At 49.9% G+C, this 21,548-nt stretch carries 15 protein-coding genes; 2 read left to right on the plus strand and 13 right to left on the minus strand.

Annotated features, from left to right (window positions below):
- Positions 1-689: 689 nt before the first annotated feature.
- The 6 genes from HBA55_RS34770 to HBA55_RS34795 all read right to left on the minus strand — a co-directional run bounded on the left by HBA55_RS34770 (position 690) and on the right by HBA55_RS34795 (position 3,877).
- The gene (locus HBA55_RS34770; protein ID WP_167000350.1) at positions 690-1,157 is read right to left on the minus strand and encodes a hypothetical protein; all 468 of its coding nucleotides are present in this window, start codon (positions 1,155-1,157) and stop codon (positions 690-692) included.
- Between the two features lie 95 nt (positions 1,158-1,252).
- Complete coding sequence (locus tag HBA55_RS34775) at positions 1,253-1,588, minus strand: hypothetical protein (protein WP_167000351.1); 336 nt, start codon at positions 1,586-1,588, stop codon at positions 1,253-1,255.
- 87 nt (positions 1,589-1,675) lie between these two features.
- Complete coding sequence (locus HBA55_RS34780) at positions 1,676-2,215, minus strand: DUF2695 domain-containing protein (RefSeq protein WP_167000352.1); 540 nt, start codon at positions 2,213-2,215, stop codon at positions 1,676-1,678.
- A gap of 129 nt (positions 2,216-2,344) precedes the next feature.
- Positions 2,345-2,698 (minus strand): hypothetical protein, encoded by a 354-nt coding sequence (locus HBA55_RS34785; protein WP_167000353.1) that lies wholly within the window; start codon positions 2,696-2,698, stop codon positions 2,345-2,347.
- A 57-nt stretch (positions 2,699-2,755) separates the two neighbouring features.
- The gene (locus HBA55_RS34790) at positions 2,756-3,109 is read right to left on the minus strand and encodes a hypothetical protein (protein ID WP_167000354.1); all 354 of its coding nucleotides are present in this window, start codon (positions 3,107-3,109) and stop codon (positions 2,756-2,758) included.
- Between the two features lie 216 nt (positions 3,110-3,325).
- Positions 3,326-3,877, minus strand: coding sequence for an imm11 family protein (locus tag HBA55_RS34795; protein WP_167000355.1), 552 nt, complete (start codon positions 3,875-3,877; stop codon positions 3,326-3,328).
- 914 nt (positions 3,878-4,791) lie between these two features.
- Here HBA55_RS34795 and HBA55_RS34800 point away from each other — a divergent pair.
- Entirely contained in the window at positions 4,792-5,028 is a 237-nt protein-coding gene (locus HBA55_RS34800; protein ID WP_167000356.1) for a helix-turn-helix transcriptional regulator, read from the plus strand.
- A 354-nt stretch (positions 5,029-5,382) separates the two neighbouring features.
- Complete coding sequence (locus tag HBA55_RS34805) at positions 5,383-6,951, plus strand: replication endonuclease (protein ID WP_167000357.1); 1,569 nt, start codon at positions 5,383-5,385, stop codon at positions 6,949-6,951.
- 13 nt (positions 6,952-6,964) lie between these two features.
- Here HBA55_RS34805 and HBA55_RS34810 read toward each other — a convergent pair whose 3' ends face one another.
- The 7 genes from HBA55_RS34810 to HBA55_RS34840 form a co-directional block, all read right to left on the minus strand.
- Positions 6,965-9,793 (minus strand): NACHT domain-containing protein, encoded by a 2,829-nt coding sequence (locus HBA55_RS34810; protein ID WP_167000358.1) that lies wholly within the window; start codon positions 9,791-9,793, stop codon positions 6,965-6,967.
- A gap of 538 nt (positions 9,794-10,331) precedes the next feature.
- Positions 10,332-10,484 (minus strand): hypothetical protein, encoded by a 153-nt coding sequence (locus HBA55_RS34815; protein ID WP_167000359.1) that lies wholly within the window; start codon positions 10,482-10,484, stop codon positions 10,332-10,334.
- A gap of 565 nt (positions 10,485-11,049) precedes the next feature.
- Positions 11,050-11,322 carry a hypothetical protein gene (locus HBA55_RS34820; protein ID WP_167000360.1) on the minus strand — a complete coding sequence of 91 codons (273 nt, stop codon included), beginning with the start codon at positions 11,320-11,322 and terminating at the stop codon, positions 11,050-11,052.
- Positions 11,323-11,944: 622 nt separating this feature from the next.
- On the minus strand, positions 11,945-12,598 hold the full coding sequence (locus tag HBA55_RS34825; RefSeq protein ID WP_167000361.1) for a hypothetical protein: 654 nt from the start codon (positions 12,596-12,598) through the stop codon (positions 11,945-11,947).
- Positions 12,595-14,439, minus strand: a complete 1,845-nt coding sequence (locus HBA55_RS34830; protein WP_167000362.1) for a hypothetical protein — start codon at positions 14,437-14,439, stop codon at positions 12,595-12,597. Before HBA55_RS34830 ends, HBA55_RS34825 begins: the two co-directional genes overlap by 4 nt.
- Positions 14,439-15,341, minus strand: a complete 903-nt coding sequence (locus HBA55_RS34835) for a hypothetical protein (protein WP_167000363.1) — start codon at positions 15,339-15,341, stop codon at positions 14,439-14,441. The genes HBA55_RS34830 and HBA55_RS34835 overlap by 1 nt, the downstream gene beginning before the upstream one ends.
- The gene (locus HBA55_RS34840; protein ID WP_167000364.1) at positions 15,338-21,493 is read right to left on the minus strand and encodes a DUF4214 domain-containing protein; all 6,156 of its coding nucleotides are present in this window, start codon (positions 21,491-21,493) and stop codon (positions 15,338-15,340) included. Before HBA55_RS34840 ends, HBA55_RS34835 begins: the two co-directional genes overlap by 4 nt.
- Positions 21,494-21,548: the final 55 nt, after the last annotated feature.

A 21,548-nucleotide genomic window follows, 5' to 3' on the forward strand; every position in this document is an offset into this window, starting at 1 on the left:
TGGTGGCAACAGCTTCTTAAGTACCGCTTCTTTCCTTTCTGGTGAATAGTGTTTCACTCATTCCTCATCAGCCCCCTGTTCAAGTTTTCAACAATTTAGGGGGTGACATCTATCCTGACACAGGGGGCGTGCCATAAGCAACCATCGGCTTTTGCTAAGCTTCATTCTTGAAGCACTCCGCTACCGATGACCCGAAGGAAAGTGCGATCACAGCGCCCGAACACAAGATGGAAAGTTGATACAGCAAGATACTTGGACCGGAATATATAATAAGCCCGGTTACCGAGTACATTATATACGCTAATAGCAATCCTGCGGAATAGGCATACCTCCCCCACCGTTTGAACAAAAATAACCCCAAAATTCCGGCGATATGGATTAATGCGAACACAGCGAGAACTAAGTTCTTTACTATCTGTTCCCTTTCTCCTACCGGGGAGTATGAATAATACATGGCCACTGCTTCCTCAAGACCTACGGAGGGAAATGCAGATTCCACAAGTCTGGCTACCAAAGCCAGCGCAACGCTTGTAATAAGTAAAATTCTAAATTGGGTTTTTGTCATATCAAGTCGTTAGTAAGCATTGGGCAGATTGAACATAGAATTTGAGTTGTACTTACCACAACGTGCCAAAAGCGGACTCCCGTTGAGCCTTTCGCGACGACACCAGCGCCGTTTGAATTTGCTGCTATTCAATATCCAATAATCTGCGATACCAACTATCTTCTACGAAGATTCCGCCCTCTTCAGCTATCGACAGAGTGTAATCCCCTTTTTCTAGCCCTGCTATCTGATATTCGACATCAAAGGCACAAACACAAGCTGCAAGAGAAGGCATAATTGGCTTATATATTAACGATATGTGATTGCCATCCAAGTGGTAGTCACCGAATAACCAAGTTGTTCCGCAGTTAGGAACAGCATATCCTTCCACTATCAAGGTATTGCCGTTCCAGTATTTCCTTGATATCGAATCCTTCCAAGCATCCTCTTGATCGTCACATCTCTCAAAGGAGAAACGAAGATTGTCATTTAATTCTCCGCCAAAATAAACGCCAAGTATCGTTGGGCCCGCCATAACATTAAAGACAAAGACAGCCAGCGCTGTAGCCAGGGTAAGAATGAGCCCAAGTACGATCTTATTTGTTCTTAGCATAATGTCTGTGGCTACTTAACGCCCCTTTGTGCCAGGAGCGGACTGATACAATTGACTCTCGTAGCACGTCGCACGGCTTCCAAAGTCTATGTTTATTACTTGAATCCAAGGTTTCGCTCCCGCAGCCAAACCTGCGCACCGAAGGCCTCAGGGCCATCACCTTCAGCAATTGCCCTGATTTTTGCAATACATCTCTGCTGTAGCTCTTGGTTCTCTCCGGAGATATCGACCAGGAGAAACGCCCCCCATTGGCCAGCAACTTCATGATCAAGAATGCTTTGGGCTTCATCCATACAATTGTCGGTAATGAGTTGTTTTGCAATATCTGCCATTGTCTCTGCGGCTAAATTTGCTTTTGAGACGCTCTTGGGGTCGCCGTAATTCATATCCGCGTGGATTTGTGCGCATTCAATAAATTTTTCGATGCTCATAATTCAGTTACATTTAAATACTTAACAGGCGAAAATGTGCCAAAAGCGGCCAGATTTCATGCGGCTGCAACCTTTTTTCAAAGCCACTTACGGGTAAATATTTTCTGGCTCAACATTGAGGACAATCTCACAATCACAACCGCCTCCTTTTGCCATTAGAGCCATCAAAGTCGTCGCTGTATCTGCAGAGTTATTAGAAAGCCATTCCTTCGATAAAGTGTAATCGTGGTTGCATCCCCTTTCCTGCACGGCTTCATCTAACCAATCCAAAAGATCTTCTAACTCGGTTTGATCAAGAGGCATCCATGAAAGGCGATCTTCACTTTCACCCATAAGGTCGAAGGGGTCACAACCCACGGCCAGGTCCCAGTCATCATTGATACGTTCACTTGCTAAGAAGTCGGTCAGCTTTTCAAGATCAACCGAGTTTCTCCGAGCCCATTGCGCAGAAAACTGAAAGTTGTTCTCGTGCCCGTTTTCAATTATGTTTTTCCCTACATACTCAACAAGAGAAAGAAGTTGATTTCTGTCTAAGGGAGAGAGATTAGCTCTTGTACTCTGTCGCTTTGCTATTTCCGCACGAATAGCCTCTTGCCTCAACTGCTTTTTGCTCTTATTGGTCATCATTCTATCTTCATGTATGCCTAATTGCGTGTTAAATGGACTCTGTGACCTACATGGTAATGATTACTTATGGTCCCAGTAGTGCCAAGAGCGGACAGTTTAACGCCCAGCGCACACATTGAGCGAGCCAGACTACGATTGTCGTGCATCTACGTATCCCACTACTGCATAGGTTACATTACCCGTAACCTTGTTGGTTCGTCTAATTACCTTTGCCACTTTTCCCTTTAAGATTGGTAATTGATTGCTCCATTGAACACTTATTTCAGAGCCACCTGATGTTTTGGCCAAAACCAAGATCATTCCTGAATCTCTTACCCCTGGACTTGTACCTTTTAGACAGCATATTGTTGCCTGTATTTCTTCGTCTTTAAACATGCTTACGGCACCAAGCAGAATAGAACCGTAGACAACAAAAACAACAGCAGCAGCCTTCCAGAAACCTTTTCTGGCGTTCTTGAATATTTGCTCTCTATCGGTGGTCATTTGCATTACGCTGAGTGAACGAGTAAACGGGGCTCAGTAGTGCCAAAAGCAGACTGTTCACTGCCCCCACTTCTCCAGAATCTGATCTAGCGTTTTTAACACCTTTTGGCGTTTAGTGCCTCCATTGATACCTTTTGGTAACTTGCAGTACCAAGGGTGCCAGTAGTGCTCATGCGGCGGATGAATGTCGCGAGTAGAAGGATGAACTTTCTTCTCAAAATAAGCCTTGCATTCCTTTACCTGTTCAATGCTCGCGAACTGGAAAGTAAATCCACATACCTCTGCTAAATAAACCCATTTCTCAATGAGGTTATCTCTGCTTTTTTTAACAGGAATCCCTCCTTCATTGTACGTACTCATGAAATCTGAGTGTTTTTTGGGATCAGCAATTTCTCTCCATACTCTACTCATGCAAGATTTCCCTTAACAGCTTCTCCATAGTGCCAAAAGCTGACTGATTGAGTATTTATGCTTTGGCCCATTGTTCAGTATCATCGGCAGGCGTTGTAAATTCTCGATCATCCATAATGTCAAATAACAAAATAATTTAGTGGTACTCAGAGGACTGCCAGATCCGATAAAATCTATCTCGTCGGGAATTACAGTGTAAGTCAAGGTTTATACATCCTAGTGTATATGCGGCCAAACTTTTTGAAATTGGAACCCAGTAAGCCCTGAGTTTTGAACTTCCTGATAAAATTCCTCGTTCACAAATATCGCGACACGGTGGTAACCGTATAACTTGAATATTGGTGCTCCTCCAAGCTCATTTTCCGAGAACCAGTACCTTTCTACATTCATAATTTCACCTGAAGAAAACCTTTCTATGATGGACCTATTCTCGTCTAATGCCTGAATTACACGAGTGACATTTATTATGTAATACTCATAATTGAGAACGGGCAGCAATTCAACGTCCTTTGAAAGAAAATTGGCTAGTCGTTTGACTCCTCTTTTACTTATTGTAGGGAGGCACCAAAATTCCGGAAAATCACTTAACAGCTTATGCTGATCTTCTTTATTTTCGACTATTGCCTCAACTTGGACCGGCGTCCATTTTCCTTTCAAAGAACGCGCCTCACGAATTTCTTCGAGGCATTCTGACTTATTTTCGTCTGTGAGCGTGAGCCACAGATACTTATCGGGCTCTGCCTGTAAGCGGTATATGTTACTAGACATTGGCACAGGTTTTATGCTGAAAAGCTACAGTAAGTGCATCTTTTTCATTCGACCTACCTGCGATAACTAGATAATAACTGGTACGACTACAATGTATTTGAAAACGCATTAACTAGCTCCTTGTCTCGATCAGTTTTGCATGCCTGCTTTAACACGCGAGGAAGATAATACTTGACCAAGTCTCGCTTTGATGGATTCATGGGGATGTATCGGGATACTACTTCAATGAAACAAGTAACAGACATTATTGAAGAAAAGGCTTCATACCCTTTAGCACTAGCGAAAGGAATTTTGCTAAGGTAGTGTTGCGCCAAGAGAATTTGGTCTTTCCTTTTCCATGTTCGGTGCGGAATAAGCGAAATAGCTTCTCCCCAGTTATCGCTCGATACAGGATATGTAGTTAAGAGCCATGTAGAAGCTTCGTTCGAATCCATTGCCCTTAGCTGGCGGCACAACTTTCTAAGCCTTTCGTCCATAAACCCTTCAAATTCTCAGTTCTTTCTATACATATACACTATATTCGAAGTCCTCGTGGCATGATTTACCATGTCAGACTGACGTATATACTCAGAAGGGAGATTAGGACGGACAGCTAAATCCCTTTGAGATCAATGACAACCTTAATTCCTTATAAGTCTGGAGTGTTATATCACGTCGCGGCGATCTGTTTCTACAACTCTGGGGCTTTAGGCTGCATTTTGTCTAAATTATGGGCATCCAAAAAGCTTTATATTAGAACTAGCTAACAGTCCGCATTGGGTTAACACCAGCCCCTTACACCCCCAATTCCTAACGCTAATGACATCAGTATTTAGCGCTAGCGTTAGCGCTAAGAGAAATTTTTACTGCTAACGTCGATGACCTGCGCCGGTATGAAACAGTGCTCCCACATCAATCATCAAGGGAGTACCCAAATGAATACCATCACCAATGTAGCCACACCCAGGGCCTTTACCGAAAAGGAAGCCGCCAACTATATCTGCATGAGCCGGTCATATCTTGCTCAATCCAGAATGGACGGCAACCGCGATAACCGCACCCCTGCCCCACCCTTTATCAAGATCGGGCGATCCGTCCGCTACCTGAAAGAGGATCTGGATCTCTGGCTCAACAGCTTTAGCAAGCTGGAACACCTGGGGCAAGCGGTATGAGAGCCCGGGAAAGACGCCCTTACCGGCCCAGACCTAAAGCTCTGTTTGCGGCCGAATCTCCCCGGAAATCCCCTATAGGGGATTCCGGACCATATTCCAGACGCCACTCCCTTATAAGGGAGCCGGAGATGGCTGCCGCTACCCCAATCCCTTATAAGGGATCAAACCCGGGTCTAATCCCGGGATTCCCTTATAAGGGTTTGATCGCCCCCCTTCGGCCTATAGGTCAAATCTGAGCTATAGGTCATGACAGAGACCACCAATCGGTTCCGACCCTACGATCGCCTAGAACCTATAGGTACTCGCCAGTGCTCTGACTGGCGGGAATCGATCTTTAGGCGCCACCCCTCCTTTATGCATCCTCTCGTAGATCAATACGAGAAGCGAGGTCTAGAGTCCGGTCATGTAGCCGCCAATGCGTGGCTTCGCCAGACCAGTAACCGAATGAAGCTGGGGCAGACCGGGCTTTTGCTGGACTCCCCCGAAGAAGCACTGACCCAATACGCCAAGGTAAAGGCCAGAAGAACCGAGAGAGACCTGTTCGATGCCCTAAAGCGCATGGACAGCCCAGTAGCGGTTGACCTTATCCGGAAGCTGGTGGAGCGCACCGGCATTTCCTTCCCCACATTGCCCGACGATCCCACCAAAGATGAAACCGCCGCCGCGTTGATGCGGACCTTTGATGAAAGCTGGTGGCGTCGCCAACTCAGAACGTGGCAGTGGTCGGACATGGAATCCCTGTGCCGGGAACTGGGGCTTGTGAGCAAGCGCAAGGGAATCTATATCAGTGATTTCTCTTTCAAGCGCTGCCAGGGCCAAAAGGTCAAGAACCGTCGCTTGCTGGAGGCCATGGAGGCGGAAAACGAGTGTGGGCAGGTCTATAGCCTTGCGGAATTGAGTGACGTTTCAGTCTCAAACCCGGAGAACCGTCGCAATGAATTAATGGTACGCATGAGGGGATTTGAGGAGACCGCCAAGAATTCCGATGAACAATGGTGCGGTATGTTCTATACCCTCACCTGCCCGAGTAAGTATCACGCTACACATCAGACCGGAGAGCCCAATAGCAAATTCAACGGCTCTTCCCCCAAAGAGGCCAATGCGTATCTGAATAAGGTCTGGCAACGGGTGCGGTCGGCTTGGCACCGGCGGGACTATCACTGCTTCGGCTTTCGGGTGGTTGAACCTCACCACGACGGCACACCCCACTGGCATTTGATGCTGTTCTTTCCCCAGGCAGTGGCCCAGCAAGCAACCGACATTTTCCAGCGCTACGCCTTGCAGGAGGACGGCGACGAACCCGGAGCCGACCAGTATCGGTTTAAGGCGGTATCCATCGATCCAGCCAAGGGGAGCGCCACAGGCTATATCGCCAAATACATCTCCAAGAATATTGATGGGCATGGTATCGAGGCGGATCTATATGGACAGGACGCCAGTTCCAGCGCTGCTCGAATAGCCGCCTGGGCCTCCTTATGGGGAATTCGGCAGTTTCAGCAGATCGGCGGCCCCAGTGTCACCGTATGGCGAGAGCTGCGCCGCCTGGAATCCAAGAATATATCCAAGGAACTCCTCAAGCAGATTACTGAAGCTGCGGACGCCAGTGACTGGGAGACTTATACCCGATTGATGGGCGGGGCTATCTGCCCCCGCAAAGAGCGCCCTATTCGGGCATGGCTCGTTCGGAAGGCGGAAAAGAATCAGTATGGGGAATTCGTCAAGAAGCTCAAGGGAATTGTTTTTGGCCCCCTGGAGCTGACAACTCGGCTCCATGAATGGACCGTCAGGGTCGCGCAGAGTAATTCCGGCTCGGATTCAGAGGACGCTGAAACCACTGCCAATTTAAACGCGAGTGCCGCCAGTATGGCGGCAGACTTCCGCGCACCGCCGCAGGCGTGCGCCACCTTGGAGTTCTGTCAATAACTGTACGCTCACTTTATGCATATGCTATTAGAAATTCTTTTACCTCCTGCACTTTATCTGATACCAGAGGCGACAAAACGAAATATTCAGATTTCTCGACTGTGTTTAAAGTACTTATTGGATCTAAGCTGTTGTTTGACATGAATTTAACAAACAGCCTAGTAGTTGGCGTTAGCTTATGAGTAGCCGTCCCCTCAGACATGGCCGCTTGGTATTTTTGAACTACAGTGTGGAGCACTTCACTATCTTGCAGACCGGCTTCTTTGGCCGCCAATGAATATATCACTGCCTTGAGCTTCACACCCAGTGGAGCTGAGAGAACTTTGGAAACTTTTGCGAAATCCACATCAGTGACACTTTCAATCGTTTCGCCAGACACCTCAACGTTTTCACATTTCAAGTCAACTTCCTCCCACCAGCTTGGCGGGACATTACTCGTTTCCAATAATGTCAACTCATCATCAAAGTAATACCTAACTTGATGACTCGCCAAACTTCGAATAATCACTTCTATTTTTTCAAGGCTCTTTACATGAATCGCATCCTTGGCTATTGGAACACTATAGTCTTCATATGCTTTAATCAACGCATCCTTAACTTCATGGTCATCCGTTTTTAAATATTCTTTGAGAACTTGATATGCCTCATCAGTTCCAACTTTCTTAAGGACTTCAATGCACAATAAGTGCTGAATGCGCTCTCTAGGATTATATCTAAGGTAGGGAACCAAATAGTTACCTGCAGCAGACAACGAATGGGCAGCAGGCATATTCGCAGGAGGAATGAGCTTTTCTAACCCTGCCTGAATCCTTCCGGGAACTTCACTCCCTTCAGGAAGAGCTAAAACGGACTCCAGCGTCGCAGCTGCTATGATTAAAGCAGTCGGATCATCCTCACCTTTTTGAAAAATTCCATCGACAAGCTTTTCGGCATGACTCTGACCTAAGAGCGATCCAGATAAAACCACGATTTCTCTCCAGCGATCATCTTGAGCGCGACTAATCAACTCACCAATGCCACCCTCAAGGGTAATCGCCAGCGCTGAAAAGTATTCTAAGAATGTCTTGTGCGGAAAATCGACCGTATCGGCCTGGGGAATTCTCAGAATTCCACTACGTTCAACTAGGTATCTCAACATCAACTTCGATGTTGGTCTATCTTCTAAATTGAGCCTTCCAATTGAAACGTCCAGACGCGTCAAGGCCTCTTCTAACGAACATTGTGCGAGTCCGTTCCTGAGCATCCATAATGCCAGATCAGAGACAACCGAAATTAACTGCGGCTCGTCAAGATCTATTTTCAATGGATTGATAGCTCTCTCCATTTCTCTTCGAAAGAAAAGAGAAATACACTCCCTATAAATGTCTACTTTTCGTCTAGGGAGCTTTCCGGACCTCCCTCGATTTAAAACACAGAGAAGTGCACAGAGAAGGGGAGACCTTGACAACCGAAACAGAACCCTCTGGTATACTACGACCTCCAACAAATTTTCTTTACAAGCCCGTAATGTTGCTATTTCAGAATTCGTTGTACACGACCTCTCCACGGAATTGTGCCAATGCTCGATAAATTCTTTAATCCGCTTTAGGTCTAAATCCAAAATAGATGTTTCCGTAAAAGACAGATTTTTTAGCCATCCAGGAGGGAGAGCGTACGGCCGCATCGTTACGATATATATGTTGTTCGGATAGAGGCTGATGAGTTCGTCAATCCACTTCCTGAATTGATCTCTCCTTGCAGTGCTAATCTCATCGAGCCCATCAATCATAATGACGGACTTGCCTTCTTTCAGCTTCTTTGCCACCCAATTGTCAGGCATTCCTTCTGCAAGCAGTTCAGACGCCTCGGATACCATATCAATTAATTTCGGCAAAGGCCCCGATGGGTACTTTCGAACCTTTATAAAGAATGGGAGATAGGAGTTGTAATTATTCATGTCTGCACCAAAAGACATGTTTGCCATATTGACACTCAACCACTGTAGGAGCGTAGTTTTCCCTGATCCTGCTGCACCACGAATGACAATTCTATCCGAAAGCTGCAAAGCTCTCTCGATTGTTACACCACCATCAACTTGACCCTGCTTTTGATCAAGATTCATTTCAAGTGCTACAAAAGCAACGTTTAAATCGTATCTCCGGGAAGTTTCGCTACCATTAATCCCAAAGAGTTGAATTGAACTGTTATTCCGAATGACTGAGCGGCGATAATTCGATTCAAATGTCCTATCATCATCACTACCGCGATCAGAAACAGCTCTTATTTTTTTAACTTCGTCTAGAATGGCATTACAGATTTTTTCTATATCATCAGCCTTTCTTAGATTCTCTGAAGCAATTACCTCATTGAAACCAGGAATATTTTGAGCCAAATCTATAATTATTTGTGAACTTTCTGAAACCAGCTGCACATACAACCGCTTCTCTTGCTCGCTAAAATTATCTCCAGTATTACCGAAGTCCCTGCCCCGCCTTGATATTAATTCCTTTGCCAGATTTTCGGGGTTCATTGCGGATTTCATAACCAAGCTAAAATCAGTAAACCCATACTCAATAAGGTCCGTGACGCTGTTTGCTACAACGATCTTTCTGGACTCATTAATATACTCGAAATCATTCTCGATGATTTCAAAAATAGTATCGGCAGTTGACTCAGCTATAACCTCAAATTCTCTCCTCAACTTTCTTCTGGCTAGGACATTCGACGTGACACTGGCTATTAGATCAGAAATCGATGAAGCACCACTTTCAAGAGCAGGTGCATCTCCAAGCCATGCTTTAAATACGCCTTTTGAAATTGCAGTTCCTAATCCAATAATTAGGGTACTGAGTAAACCTGGCATCCAAATCCCTCCTTGGTCTTTATATGAAAGTTTGAGCTAGATATCTGCGTCATGAGCCGAGCGGACAAGACGTTCGCTTCCCCGCAATACTCCGTCACCAACCCAAATCAACATAAGGTCTTCGTGAGGCAGCGCAGAATGAAAATATAGCGAAGAGAAACCACTCAATCACTCGTTCGCCTTATAGCTAACGATTATCAATATAGTTATTTTAAAGTAAAGTGGCTATTTCGCAGAGCCTTTAAAAATCAATGTGTGCTGTCCAAAGAGAAGGCGGCTTGTAGAACCAAATCGCTGACTGGACTTAATATGGACTTAAATCCCAAAAACAAAAAAGCCGCTCAAGATTCAAAATCTCTAAGCGGCTGATTTATAAGGAAAAATATGGTCGGAGTGGCCGGATTTGAACCGACGACCACCACACCCCCAGCAAGGCATGTGCAAATTCATAAGCTCATGATTTGAAAGGAGTATTCCGGATTTGAAAGCCGGTGTCAATTTTAGGATTTTCCCCGATCAACACCAGATTTCATCCAACCTAGAGAACCCCTACCAGCAGCCCTGATCTCCCCTGCTGCGGGTTATGCTGAACGTTCAACGGCGGAGCCAATACCCCAATCAGAGATCGCTCGTAGTAGTCCCTATCTGCCTGGCTACTCATGCCAACCGCGTGCACATGTGTAGCACCCATTCGCCGAGCCTCTTCCCACCTTGGATGATCAGCAAAGCGATCGCGGAAGTTCTGGGTTTGTCCCACATACAGCGAAAACCAAGGCGCCTGGCTGCCCGGCCTACAGAACATATAAAGACCCCCAAGCGGCTTCCAATCGCCACTCGGATTGTAGATGTCGAACGTTAAACTACCATCAGCCGAATACGGCCATTTGTATTGTCCTAACATGCTTCAGACCCCCATCGGTCAAAAATCACACAGACATTCTACGCCGCCACCTCTCACTGTACAACCATACACCACTGTATTTTTGTATAGCCTTTATGAGATAAGGATTTTTGTGACATTTCCCGCCCCCTGAGTCATAATCGCCTCGCCTTGAGTAGCGTGACAACTGCACCAGGTCGGCCTGCAGATGGCCGCGATCGCGGAGCCGTGATGGCTCACGGAAAAAAGCCGCCCAGCTCGATGCCGGGCGGCCACGTGGAATACAAAACCGAAAGGGAATACCGTGGGGACGCTCCGCTCTGCGGCGTCTTGTCAACCGCCCCGGCACCAACTTTGGTGCCGCACTTCCCTATACCTATATAGGAAGATCGTTTTCACAATCCTCCAGCAGGGCACTGTACGCCTCTGTCAGATTGTCGGACCCTACCCTACCAGTCAGCACGCTGACAGCCCCCTCTAGCCAACCAGCTCGATACGAGACCCCTGAACCGTACCTGAGGGCACCTCTCCCCCTGGCACTCAAACGCCGCATTTCTCCGGTCAGCTGATGCTTAACCACCAAGTAGACACCGTTGTCACGCAGCACCAACTCAAAGGCCAGCACATTCCATTGCTCTGCTATATCCATACCTCATTCCCTCTGTATAGTCTTAAGAGGCAGTACCCCTTGAGACTTGATCCTTACAACCCCACTTTAGTGACACCCTAATTTTCTTGACATTAATAATTAGGCCGGGGATATAAACAGATTTTGACGCCAAAGAAAAGGAGTAACCCATTGAAATATATGCAAATTTTCTGTATTAGAAATATCTGAAAGGTAATATTTCGAATATAGAAACATCACCAGGGGACGAGACGAGCAGGACGCACCCAAGAACGCGGAGAAGCGACCTCACCAGCGACTGAAAGAAGCTCGCCAGGCGCGCTCGTGCACTCTCATTGAACTGAGCCAGAAGCTCAAAAGGGAATGGCTGGCCGGCAGACTACAGCTCAAACAAGCACCACTGCCGGCAGCATTATCGAAGATGGAGAATGGACACCAGGAAATACCATCCAGCCTGATGGCCTGCTGGGCCCCACTGGTGGGATTATCGTATAACGAGGTGTTTGGCTCACCGGAAGATAAAATTCCCTCCAGGCTCTCCAGAGCCTACAGAGACCTGCCACCAAGCTTTCGGGACGCCATTCTTCAGCACGTGGAGAAACTCCACCAGGTATGGAAAAACCTTAAAGACTGAGACGAGGAATCAAGAAGCAGCAGGCCACCCGGCATTAACGTCAACGCCGTCAACCTCCTCTAGCGTGACCGCATTATCGAGAGCGACAAGCAACACTTTCTCATTCTTCTCAATCTGAGCGGCCACCGCCAGCCAAGCACCGGCCGTATTGAGCACAGACTGACCCACGCCTGCCAGATCGCTGGCCGTGATCCCCACCTCTGCAGCCAACAAGGGATAATCTGCCGCAGAGGGCGCCGCATCGGAAGCAAGTCGTTTGGCCTCCTCATGCTTGGCCGTGTAAACCATCGCCTTGCCATATCCCGGCGTGATGTATTTGAGACGCTCTTGCTCAGCCCTTTGAACTATCGTCTGCCGGATAGACAGGCGGCGATTGACAAGTTTTGCCGCATTAGCCTCTGCCTGACTCTGCTGTTCTTGCATCTGGTGAGCCAACTCCACGTCCAGCAGCTCCTGGTCGACGACAGTCCAGCCACTGTCATAAGCCAGTGCCCTACCCGCCCACTGAGCCGGCGCCGGGCCAACGGCTATCTCATAATCGTCTGAGCTAATGTCACTGGCGCTAACGCCAGGCCCCCTCAGCAACTCACCAAGCTCGACGACGTCATTATCCTCAAAGAGGTAGACCGCCACCTTGGTCTGCTTGTTGCGAACTATCTTCATGCCGCGTTGGCCTCCGTAATCAGCAGATGGGTCGCCGAGAACGCCTTACCCACCTTTTCGCCGGTATTGGTCTGCGTCAGGTCACCATTGTCATCCACGTAGTAAGTCGCACCGACAACAAGACCGGTTTGATCAGGCGAAAATTCTCCAATGGTAGCCACCAGACACTCCTCGGTATCATTGGCCGCCTCCAAGGCAATGCCAAACCAGGTCGACTTATTCGAAGCCCCGGTCGAGTAGCGAACCGTCTCTCCGCCAGAGTTAGACGATATCCCAGTATTGACAATCATGTCTCCGGTGGAAGGATCATACGACACCGCGCGCGCTGAGATCGACGCACTGCGGAACGTATCGCTATTGTCATTATTGATGGTCGTGCCGGCAGAGAGACTCAGCAGCACCGCCGTCCCATAACCGGAATTGTTCTGATCACGATAAACCACCAGAAACTTATCCGCGATCGGATCATAGTCAATTGCCGCCGAATTGCCCCCACCAGAGTCAACCACAATGGCAGCCCCCGCATTCACAGAGGTACCATTGATTGTCATGGCGATGGCTTTCAAATCTGACGAGGTATTTTCTTTGTAAGTAATGACGTGCACATTATCGACGGTCGAGAAGGCACTGGAGAAAAACTGATTAATGCCATTAGCAAAGGTGTACTCTGAACCATAACTGGCGGAGGTACCGGAAATGGTGCCTACCATTGATCGCCCCTCATCGGTCTCAGCTTCATCCCGGTAAGCAACCAGAAACTTGCCAACAAAGGAATTGAAACTGAGGCAGATATCTTTCGTCGAACCAGTGCCGTTAAAGGTCTGAAGCGCCCCAAAACTCACACTGGTACCGGATATAGTCGCCACCTTGGAATCACCGGTCGTGGCATTCTCGTTCCAAGCCACCAGATGTGCCTTATTCACCGAATCGTATTCGCAGGCGATATCGCTCGCAACCCCAGTGGTAAACGTGGTTGCCGAACCAAAGGAAATAGAATCGTCACCCGTGTCGACCGTGCCCACAATGCCTTTGCCATTATCGGTGTCACTGGTATCACGATACACCACCAAAACCTTACCAAGCTCTTCATCATAGGAGATGTCACTGGCATTATCCGTCGTCAGCCCGGACAAGATTAGGACCGGAGTGCCATAGACCGGCGTACCCCCACTGTTATTCAACACCACCGCATAGAGCCCGGTACTGACCAAGACCTGCTGATACAGGATCACCGTTCGATCATTACCAGAGTCGTAAACCTGACGAACCGACTGAATACGCGACCCAGCATCCTGAGGAAACGAAACCGGAGTCCCCGCGCCAATGGCCTTTGGTGCAATCTGGCTCACGGTACCGTCATCGTTCAAAGCAACCACCTTTCCAAGCGTGATCGAACCGCTGGCCGTACGAGCAGGCTTGGCCGAAACAAAACTGGTAATCGGAAACGCCACCGTCAAACTGACGGTCCAGGCCGCAAACGTTCCACTCCCCTCTGCCTTGCTTACTGTGACATCCAGCGCACCAGTGCCAGAGTTATAGTCGTCAACGGTTGCGATCATACGGTTGGTCGGCGTGGTCGTAAACGCGATCACCACCTCCATGCCCGGAACAAGTTGCTTTCCCGTCTCAACCGTCAATGACTTCGAACCGGTACCGACCGTGAGAGAGCTCGTGCTGGCCGCCGTCATGCCAGGCGCAGCCGCAGCGACATTCATGTCATCAATCGCTTGATTAACTTCTGGAATAAACTGAATCAACTCAGCTACCAATACGTCCATCTCAACCGGAAAGTTGTCAGGATCGGATCGGTGTGGGTTTGCCGTAAAGGGAGTGATAGCCACTATACAAGACTCCTAACTTTTAGATCGCAATGCGAATAGACTTTGTTTTGATGCAATAACCTGAAGTCATAGTAATAACCGTAAGTAAGAAAACCTCCACCACCATCATCCCGGCCACTGTAGATCATAGGGGTCGAGCGATAAGATTCAAGAACATGCAACGCAGAATGAAAATGCTTTGAAGGTAAAGAAATGGGATAGCCGATCTTTCGACTAAAACCTCTTTTATTGACTGTTGCGTTCCCAAAATCGTCGTACGCTATCTTCGAGTAATCCGCAATCCCAACATCAGCACCCAGCTTCAGATCACCCAGAGACTCTTTAGCACCCAGGGCCAACTCGCCGACAGCCACAGGACCAGAAACAGAGGAAATGGTGATAGTGATTGATGCCGCAGAATACCGAGGAAGATTGAACAGAGCCGCATCTTTAATCAGTTTTGGCTTCGTCGAGACATAAGTGGACCAATCCACGACCCCAGAATTATCGATCAACTGAACAGTTTCATCGAAAACCGGACCATCAACAGGATCCACCACTTGCGCCCTAAAAGAAGCCGCGGAAAGATTAATCAATGCCAAGGAATCCACCGGCACCCCCGGCACGATAGTAACCGAAATCTCCCCCTCATGAGTGGTTTGATCGGCCAACTTACCATCGAACATCTTGTGTAAATTGGTAGCCGATACATCCAGCCACTTGTCCGAATGGTTATCCCGATCATCGGGATCATTGCCCAGATTACCGGGAATCAATGATTCATAAATTCGATGTGTCGCTGGACTTATAGCCCTCTCTCCTTGAGCGTACCCCGGATCATTGTCACTGACCCAAGCTGGATAATCATCCTCGGGTACGTTGGACGTTACACTGGTGATCGCAATGGGCTTAAAGATATTCATGCAGCAGCCTCCGGCGGCGTTCCCTCGTCATCCCACTTTTCGACGATCTGCAACAGACTCACCAAATGACGTATCAACGACAGCATCAGCTCTTCATTCTCCACTCCGCCACTCCTTAGAACTTCCTTGATTGCCTTCAGCTCATTTTCAATCCGACCCAGGTCATGCTGTGCAGGCACAGCGCCTTGCGGCAATACCTGAGGAGACGGCGCGTGAAAGGTCGCCACTGGGAGAGGCGCCTGCGCGCCAAACTGAGGTACAGCAATATTTTGCACTTCGAGCGCCTGCGCCATAGTATTCGCCAGCCAAGCGTTGGTTCTCTGGACCGCCTGGAGACTACTGGCGGACTCCAAAGTTGATGCCTCAATAGCTCGACTGAGTTCAGGCAACTGCGCAAGTGCCTCGAGGTCACCCCGGCGAGCCTGAGCCGCCAACTCACTGAACCTGGAATTCAACGCACCAGCACTGATCGCGCCATCGGCAGACTGCCCCCTCAGCCGAAGAATTTCATCAATCACCCCACGACTTGCGACAGCCGCCTCCTCAGCCGCCTCTTTCTGAGCCTTCATGGCCTCAACGTGATCAAATAGAGCGCGATTGGTCTCATAGTATCGACTACGTTCAAGCGCATGCACTTTGTCGTTGCGCCCCTGTAGGGTCCACAGCTCAACTTGCAGACTCTCCCGCTGCTCAGCAATCGACTTCAACCGATCCGCCGCTTGCTCTTCTGCCAGAGCGGCATCGTTAGCCGCCTGCTGAAGATCTTCCAGCGCATAGACCTGCTCGAGAATAGAACGATTCGACTCATGGTATTGAGCAAGCTCGCGCTCCCTCAGCTGCTCTGCGTCTCCCTGCAACTGAAGCAGCCTGGTCTCCAACCCATAGCGCTCACTGGCTATTCTGGCGAGTTCCTGCTGTGCATCACCAGCCTGATCAACGACGACATCGATGCCGGTCGCGAAACGCTCCTCAATGGCCGTCAATCCCCGATCAAAGATACCCTGAATACTGCCCAACACACTGTCGACACCACCAGCGAAGGCAGCACCACCGGCCAGGAGTTCGTCAACCACCGCCAACTGCTCGTCATACCATTGCTGGAGCTCGTACCTGGCCAACTCCTCTGGCGCCAAGCCCTCGCGGAAATTACGATCGGCCAGACTGGAAGCAAAGCTGTCGGCGTCGGCCTGCAATAGGCGCAACGCCGCAGCCGCCTCATCCACCACTTCCACCACAGCCACCGCAAAGCGATCCTCAATGGCATTCAGACCACGATCAAAAATCCCCTGGATATTACCCAGAACACTGTCAACGCCATTGGCAAACTGAGCACCCGCGCCGACAAACTCACTCAACATATTCAGCTGCCCGTCGTACCACTCCTGCAGCTCATGCCTGGCCAATGCCTCTGGTGACAGACCTTCGCGCAAATTGCGATCCGCTAAGCCAGCGGCAAAACTGTCAGCGTCGATCTGAATCAGTCGCAATGCCTCAGCCGCTTGATCCACAACTTCAACAACCGTCACCGCAAATCGATCCTCAATGGCCGACAGACCGCGATCAAAGATGTCCTGTAGATTCCCCAACACACTGTCAACACCACCAGCGAAATCCGCACCCGCGTCGACAAAACTGTTAATCATCGACAGCTGATTGTCATACCAGCTCTGCAGCTCGTATTCAGCCAGCGCCTGAGGTGACAGCCCTTCACGGAAGTTACGATCGGCAAGACCCGCTGCAAAATTGTCGGCATCCGCCTGGATCAGCTTCAACGCCTCAGTGGTCGCATCCACCACCTCCACTACGGCCTCAGCAAACCGCTCCTCGATCGACGATAGACCACGATCGAAAATATCATCAATGTTCGTGAGCACCGAATCGGCACCACCTGCGAACTCAGCGCCCGCTTCCAGGAAGTCATTGACCAGCGCCAATTGGCCGTCGTACCACTCCTGCAGTTCAAATTCAGCCAGAGCTCGAGGCGACAACCCTTCGCGGAAATTTCGATCGGCCAGACCTGCGGCAAAGCCATCCGCATCCGCCTGGATCAGTTTCAACGCCTCAGCGGTCGTATCCACCACCTCGACTACAGCCTCAGTAAACCGCTCCTCGATTGACGACAGACCACGATCGAAAATATCATCGATGTTCGCGAGCACCGACTCGGCACCACCCGCGAACTCAGCGCCTGCCTCCAGGAAGTCATTGACCAGCGCCAATTGGCCGTCGTACCACTCCTGCAGTTCAAATTCAGCCAGAGCTCGAGGCGACAACCCTTCGCGGAAATTGCGATCAGCCAGCCTCGCGGCGAAGCTATCCGCATCCGCCTGGATTAGCTTCAACGCCTCTGCGGTCGTATCCACCACCTCCACTACGGCCTCAGCAAACCGCTCCTCAATCGAAGCCAGGCCACGATCGAATATTTCATCAATATTCGTCAGCACCGACTCAGTACCACCCGCGAACTCGGCGCCTGCCTCCAGGAAGTCATTAACCAACGCCAATTGACCGTCGTACCACTGCTGCAGCTCATACTCAGCCAGCGCTTGAGGCGACAACCCTTCACGGAAATTGCGATCAGCGAGACCCGTGGCAAAACCATCTGCATCTGCCTGGATCTGCCTCAACGCCTCCGCGGCTGTATCCACGACTTCCACCACCGCCACCGCAAAGCGATCCTCAATATCCGCCATCCCACGATCAAATATATCCTGGATATTGCCCAGCACAGAATCGGAACCGCCAGCGAATTGATAGCCGGCATCGATGTAACCGTTGAGGGTATCGATCTGCACCGCATACCAGTCGTTAAGCTGCTTCTCAGCGCGCTCACGCTCAGTCATAGATTCAATGACATTCTGACCCGCCAACGCCTCAGCAAACTCCGCAGCCCCCTCAGTGAGGCTGTTGTAGATTGCTTCCTGAGAGTTCGCGAACGATTCAGCAACCTGTTCGAAGGTCATGGCACCCGTCTGGATCTCATTGACCCAGTACTCCAAGCCTTCGGTTTCTGGCGCTCTGCCCAAAACATCCGCGTACAAATCGCGCACATGATTGGACACCGCCTCATTGGAATTTTCGATCGCATGAGCAACCTGATCGATGGTGAGCCCGGATTTAACGACCTGATCAACCCAATACTCCAACCCCTCTGTTTCCGGCTCACGCCCCAGAACATCGTTATACAGTCGCGTTAGCGTTTCGCGTGTTGAGTCCAGGCCACCGTAAAACTGATCCATCGCCGGAACCAGTGTCATGAGATTGGCAAACTGCTCTCTCGCTGCCTCACTGGTGAGATCCAGCCCCTCAACCAGATCCTTAAAGCCCTGACGCGTTGTCGGCAGCGCCAAGTCCATCTCCGAAAAAGAAGATGCAATGTTACTGTTGAAATTCTTAAACCTTTCTTCCGCTGTGGTGAACGTCTGCAGATAGACTCCAGCCGCCTGCCCAAGCCCCTCTATACCACCATACATGTCACTGAGAGCCTTAGCAGAATCAACACCCAACTGATTGAAACCGAACGCCCCAACGGAAAGATCTTCCAGCACCGAGTTAACGGAAACCAGATTACCGGCGAGTTCCAAAAGCGTTGCTATATTCGCCCGGCCGTCTTCATCCACGCCACGATAGCTCGAAGCAAGATCATTGAGGAGCTGTGAGAATTCAGTGGTCGGACCGGTCATCAGCTGCAGCGACTTGATCAGAACATCGATGTTGCTGCTGACATCAGCGACATCCATCCCCGCGGTGATCTGGTCCATCACCTGGTTAACCTGCCCGCCAACAGCATCACCCCAGGCAAACCAGAAGGCCCCAGCTGCTGCCTCCATTTGTGACTCACTGACGCCATTGTAGAAAGCCGACCCGAAGAAAGAGCCGCCCTCACCCTCATGTCCAGCGTCCCAGGTCTTACCGCGAAGAGTGACGTCCGTTAAATCCACCGCCTGCCCAAGATTCTCTGCCAGCTGCACTAAGTGCGAATCGATCGCCTTAAAGGCTTCAGTCATAGAGGCAGCCGCCTCATTGCCCTCACGACCCACCCTGGACGTAATCTCAGTCAGCAACAACCCGGATTCAAGTTGTGTGGAATTTTTGGCATACCGAGAGCTGGTTGCATCCAAGCCTGTTGCAACACCAAGACGATAGCGCTCATTGCCATCGCCACCACCTGCCACGTCAACCAGCGCACCGATCAACGCTCCAATAGCCGCCCCCCATGGGCCCCCAATTGAGGTGCCAGCCGCAACATAACCACCGATGACACCACCGCTGACTGCCCCCCAATTGCTTTCGGCCTGCTTGTCGAAAATGGCCTCACCGACCGCATCACCCACCTCAGCACCGATGTAAGCCGCCGCCGCCGTAATTGCTGCACTGGTGACCGCATTACCAACACTGTTCACTGTCGTAGTTGCACTCTCAGAGATCAATCCCTGGTTGGCCATCTGGTAGGATGCCGGAGCCGCATTACCAATATAGGCACCGCCATTGATATAGCTGGACATCGCATAGCCAGCAGCGCCATCAATGGCACCTGCAACGCCGCCCGCGCCAAATCCGGAGGCTAATGAGCCAAACAAGCCCCCCCCCGAACTCACCGCACCCCATAAGTTGCTTACCGAGCTAAGAAGCCCGCCACCACTCGAACCGCCACCAGCAATAGTGCCTAGATTGGGGCCACCACTGGAAGACAGTCCCAGGTTAACCAAAATAGGCTTGGTCAAGGACTGATGAGCCAGCTCAGCCAACAACCGCTTGAAACCATCAAGCAACCTGTTCGAGAAATCAGAGAAGGAGTCAAAAGCCCCTTCCCACGCACCGGCAAAACTGTCATCGATACGCTTAGTCGCCTCCTCCCAAGCCGTCGCGAAGGGATCCGCTTCGTCCTTCAGTTTTTTGACCTTTTTCGCCGATTCCAGCGACGCAGTGGTTACAGCCTCAATGACTTGAGTTTTGGTTTCACCCACCTTTACCGCAGCCGCCTGAGCAGCATCCCTGGCCTCTGCCACATATTTTTCTATGGAACGACTTGGAATTTCCTCCAACGCCATCGCCTGAAGATTGTCTGTGGACTCGCGAAAATCCTCCTGCATTTTGATAGTGAATTCTCGCAAGGTAGAGCTTTCGTAATCAATATCGATTCCAGGAATCCAACTCAGTGCAGTCGAAAATCCCTGCGCTATTTTGTCCGCCATTGAGATTGCATATGTCGCATACCCAAAAGCCGCAACCTTCAACCCTTCCCAGATAAGGTTCAGACCATGCAACCCATCTGCAAACAAACCCACAGCCTTAAGTGCAAAATCAAATGCCTCAGTAGCAACCTCCCCAAAGCCTCCCGCGTTTTTGCCAGCAGCCGTAAAGTCCTCAACCACTTTCGTCATAACAGGGGCAACGGCTATCGTCAGCTGTTTTCCGAAAGAACTGAGCAACCCACTACCACGAGACCAGGCGTCGTTGGCCTGTTCGATTTTCGCCGCATCAACCCGGGACAAGGTAATACCCAGCGAGTCAGCTTCAGCTGCCATCTCTCGCAACCCAGAACTTCCGAGATCCAGGGTATTGATGAGAGCCGTACCTTTTCGACCGAAGATGTCATACGACAGCGACGCCTTGAGAGACTTGCTTTCAACCTTGCTCAGCGCCTCAGCAACAGTTTCAAACTGCTTATCCGGACTCATTCTGGCCAGGGCTTCAGCACTTAACCCCAACTGCTCGATCGCCTCTTTGGCCGTTCCAGTACCTCGAGCCGCTTTACCAACATTGACCGTCAACTTCTCGAGGCTTTTATCGAGCTCGGCATTTGACAGCCCAGTCAAATTAGATGCATAGCGAAGGCCACCCAACGCTTCAGTAGTCACACCGAGAGCATCCGACGTCTTGGCGAGCGTATCGATTTGCTCAAGATTTTTTTTGACCAAGGCCGCACCCGCCGCAAGCGCAGCGCCCGAAGCAGCAGCCCCCCACTTACCCAGCTGATTAACACCATCACGCAGCGCTTTGCCGTGATCTTTGGCGTATTGGATAGCCGAATTCGTGGTTTTGTTCAGGGCACTGAGTTCTTTGTCGGTGAGCTTGGCAGCTTTGATCGCACCCTTGGCATCACCTGTGATGATATAGCCCGTTACAATCTCTTTTTTTTGATTCGCCATCTCGACTCAAACTCAGCAGAAGAAAGGAAATAGAAAGGCCGCCCGATCGGACGGC

Origin of the sequence: Pseudomaricurvus alkylphenolicus (genome assembly GCF_011683955.1) — a bacterium.
In the GTDB taxonomy this organism is placed as follows: Bacteria; Pseudomonadota; Gammaproteobacteria; order Pseudomonadales; family Cellvibrionaceae; genus Pseudomaricurvus; species Pseudomaricurvus alkylphenolicus.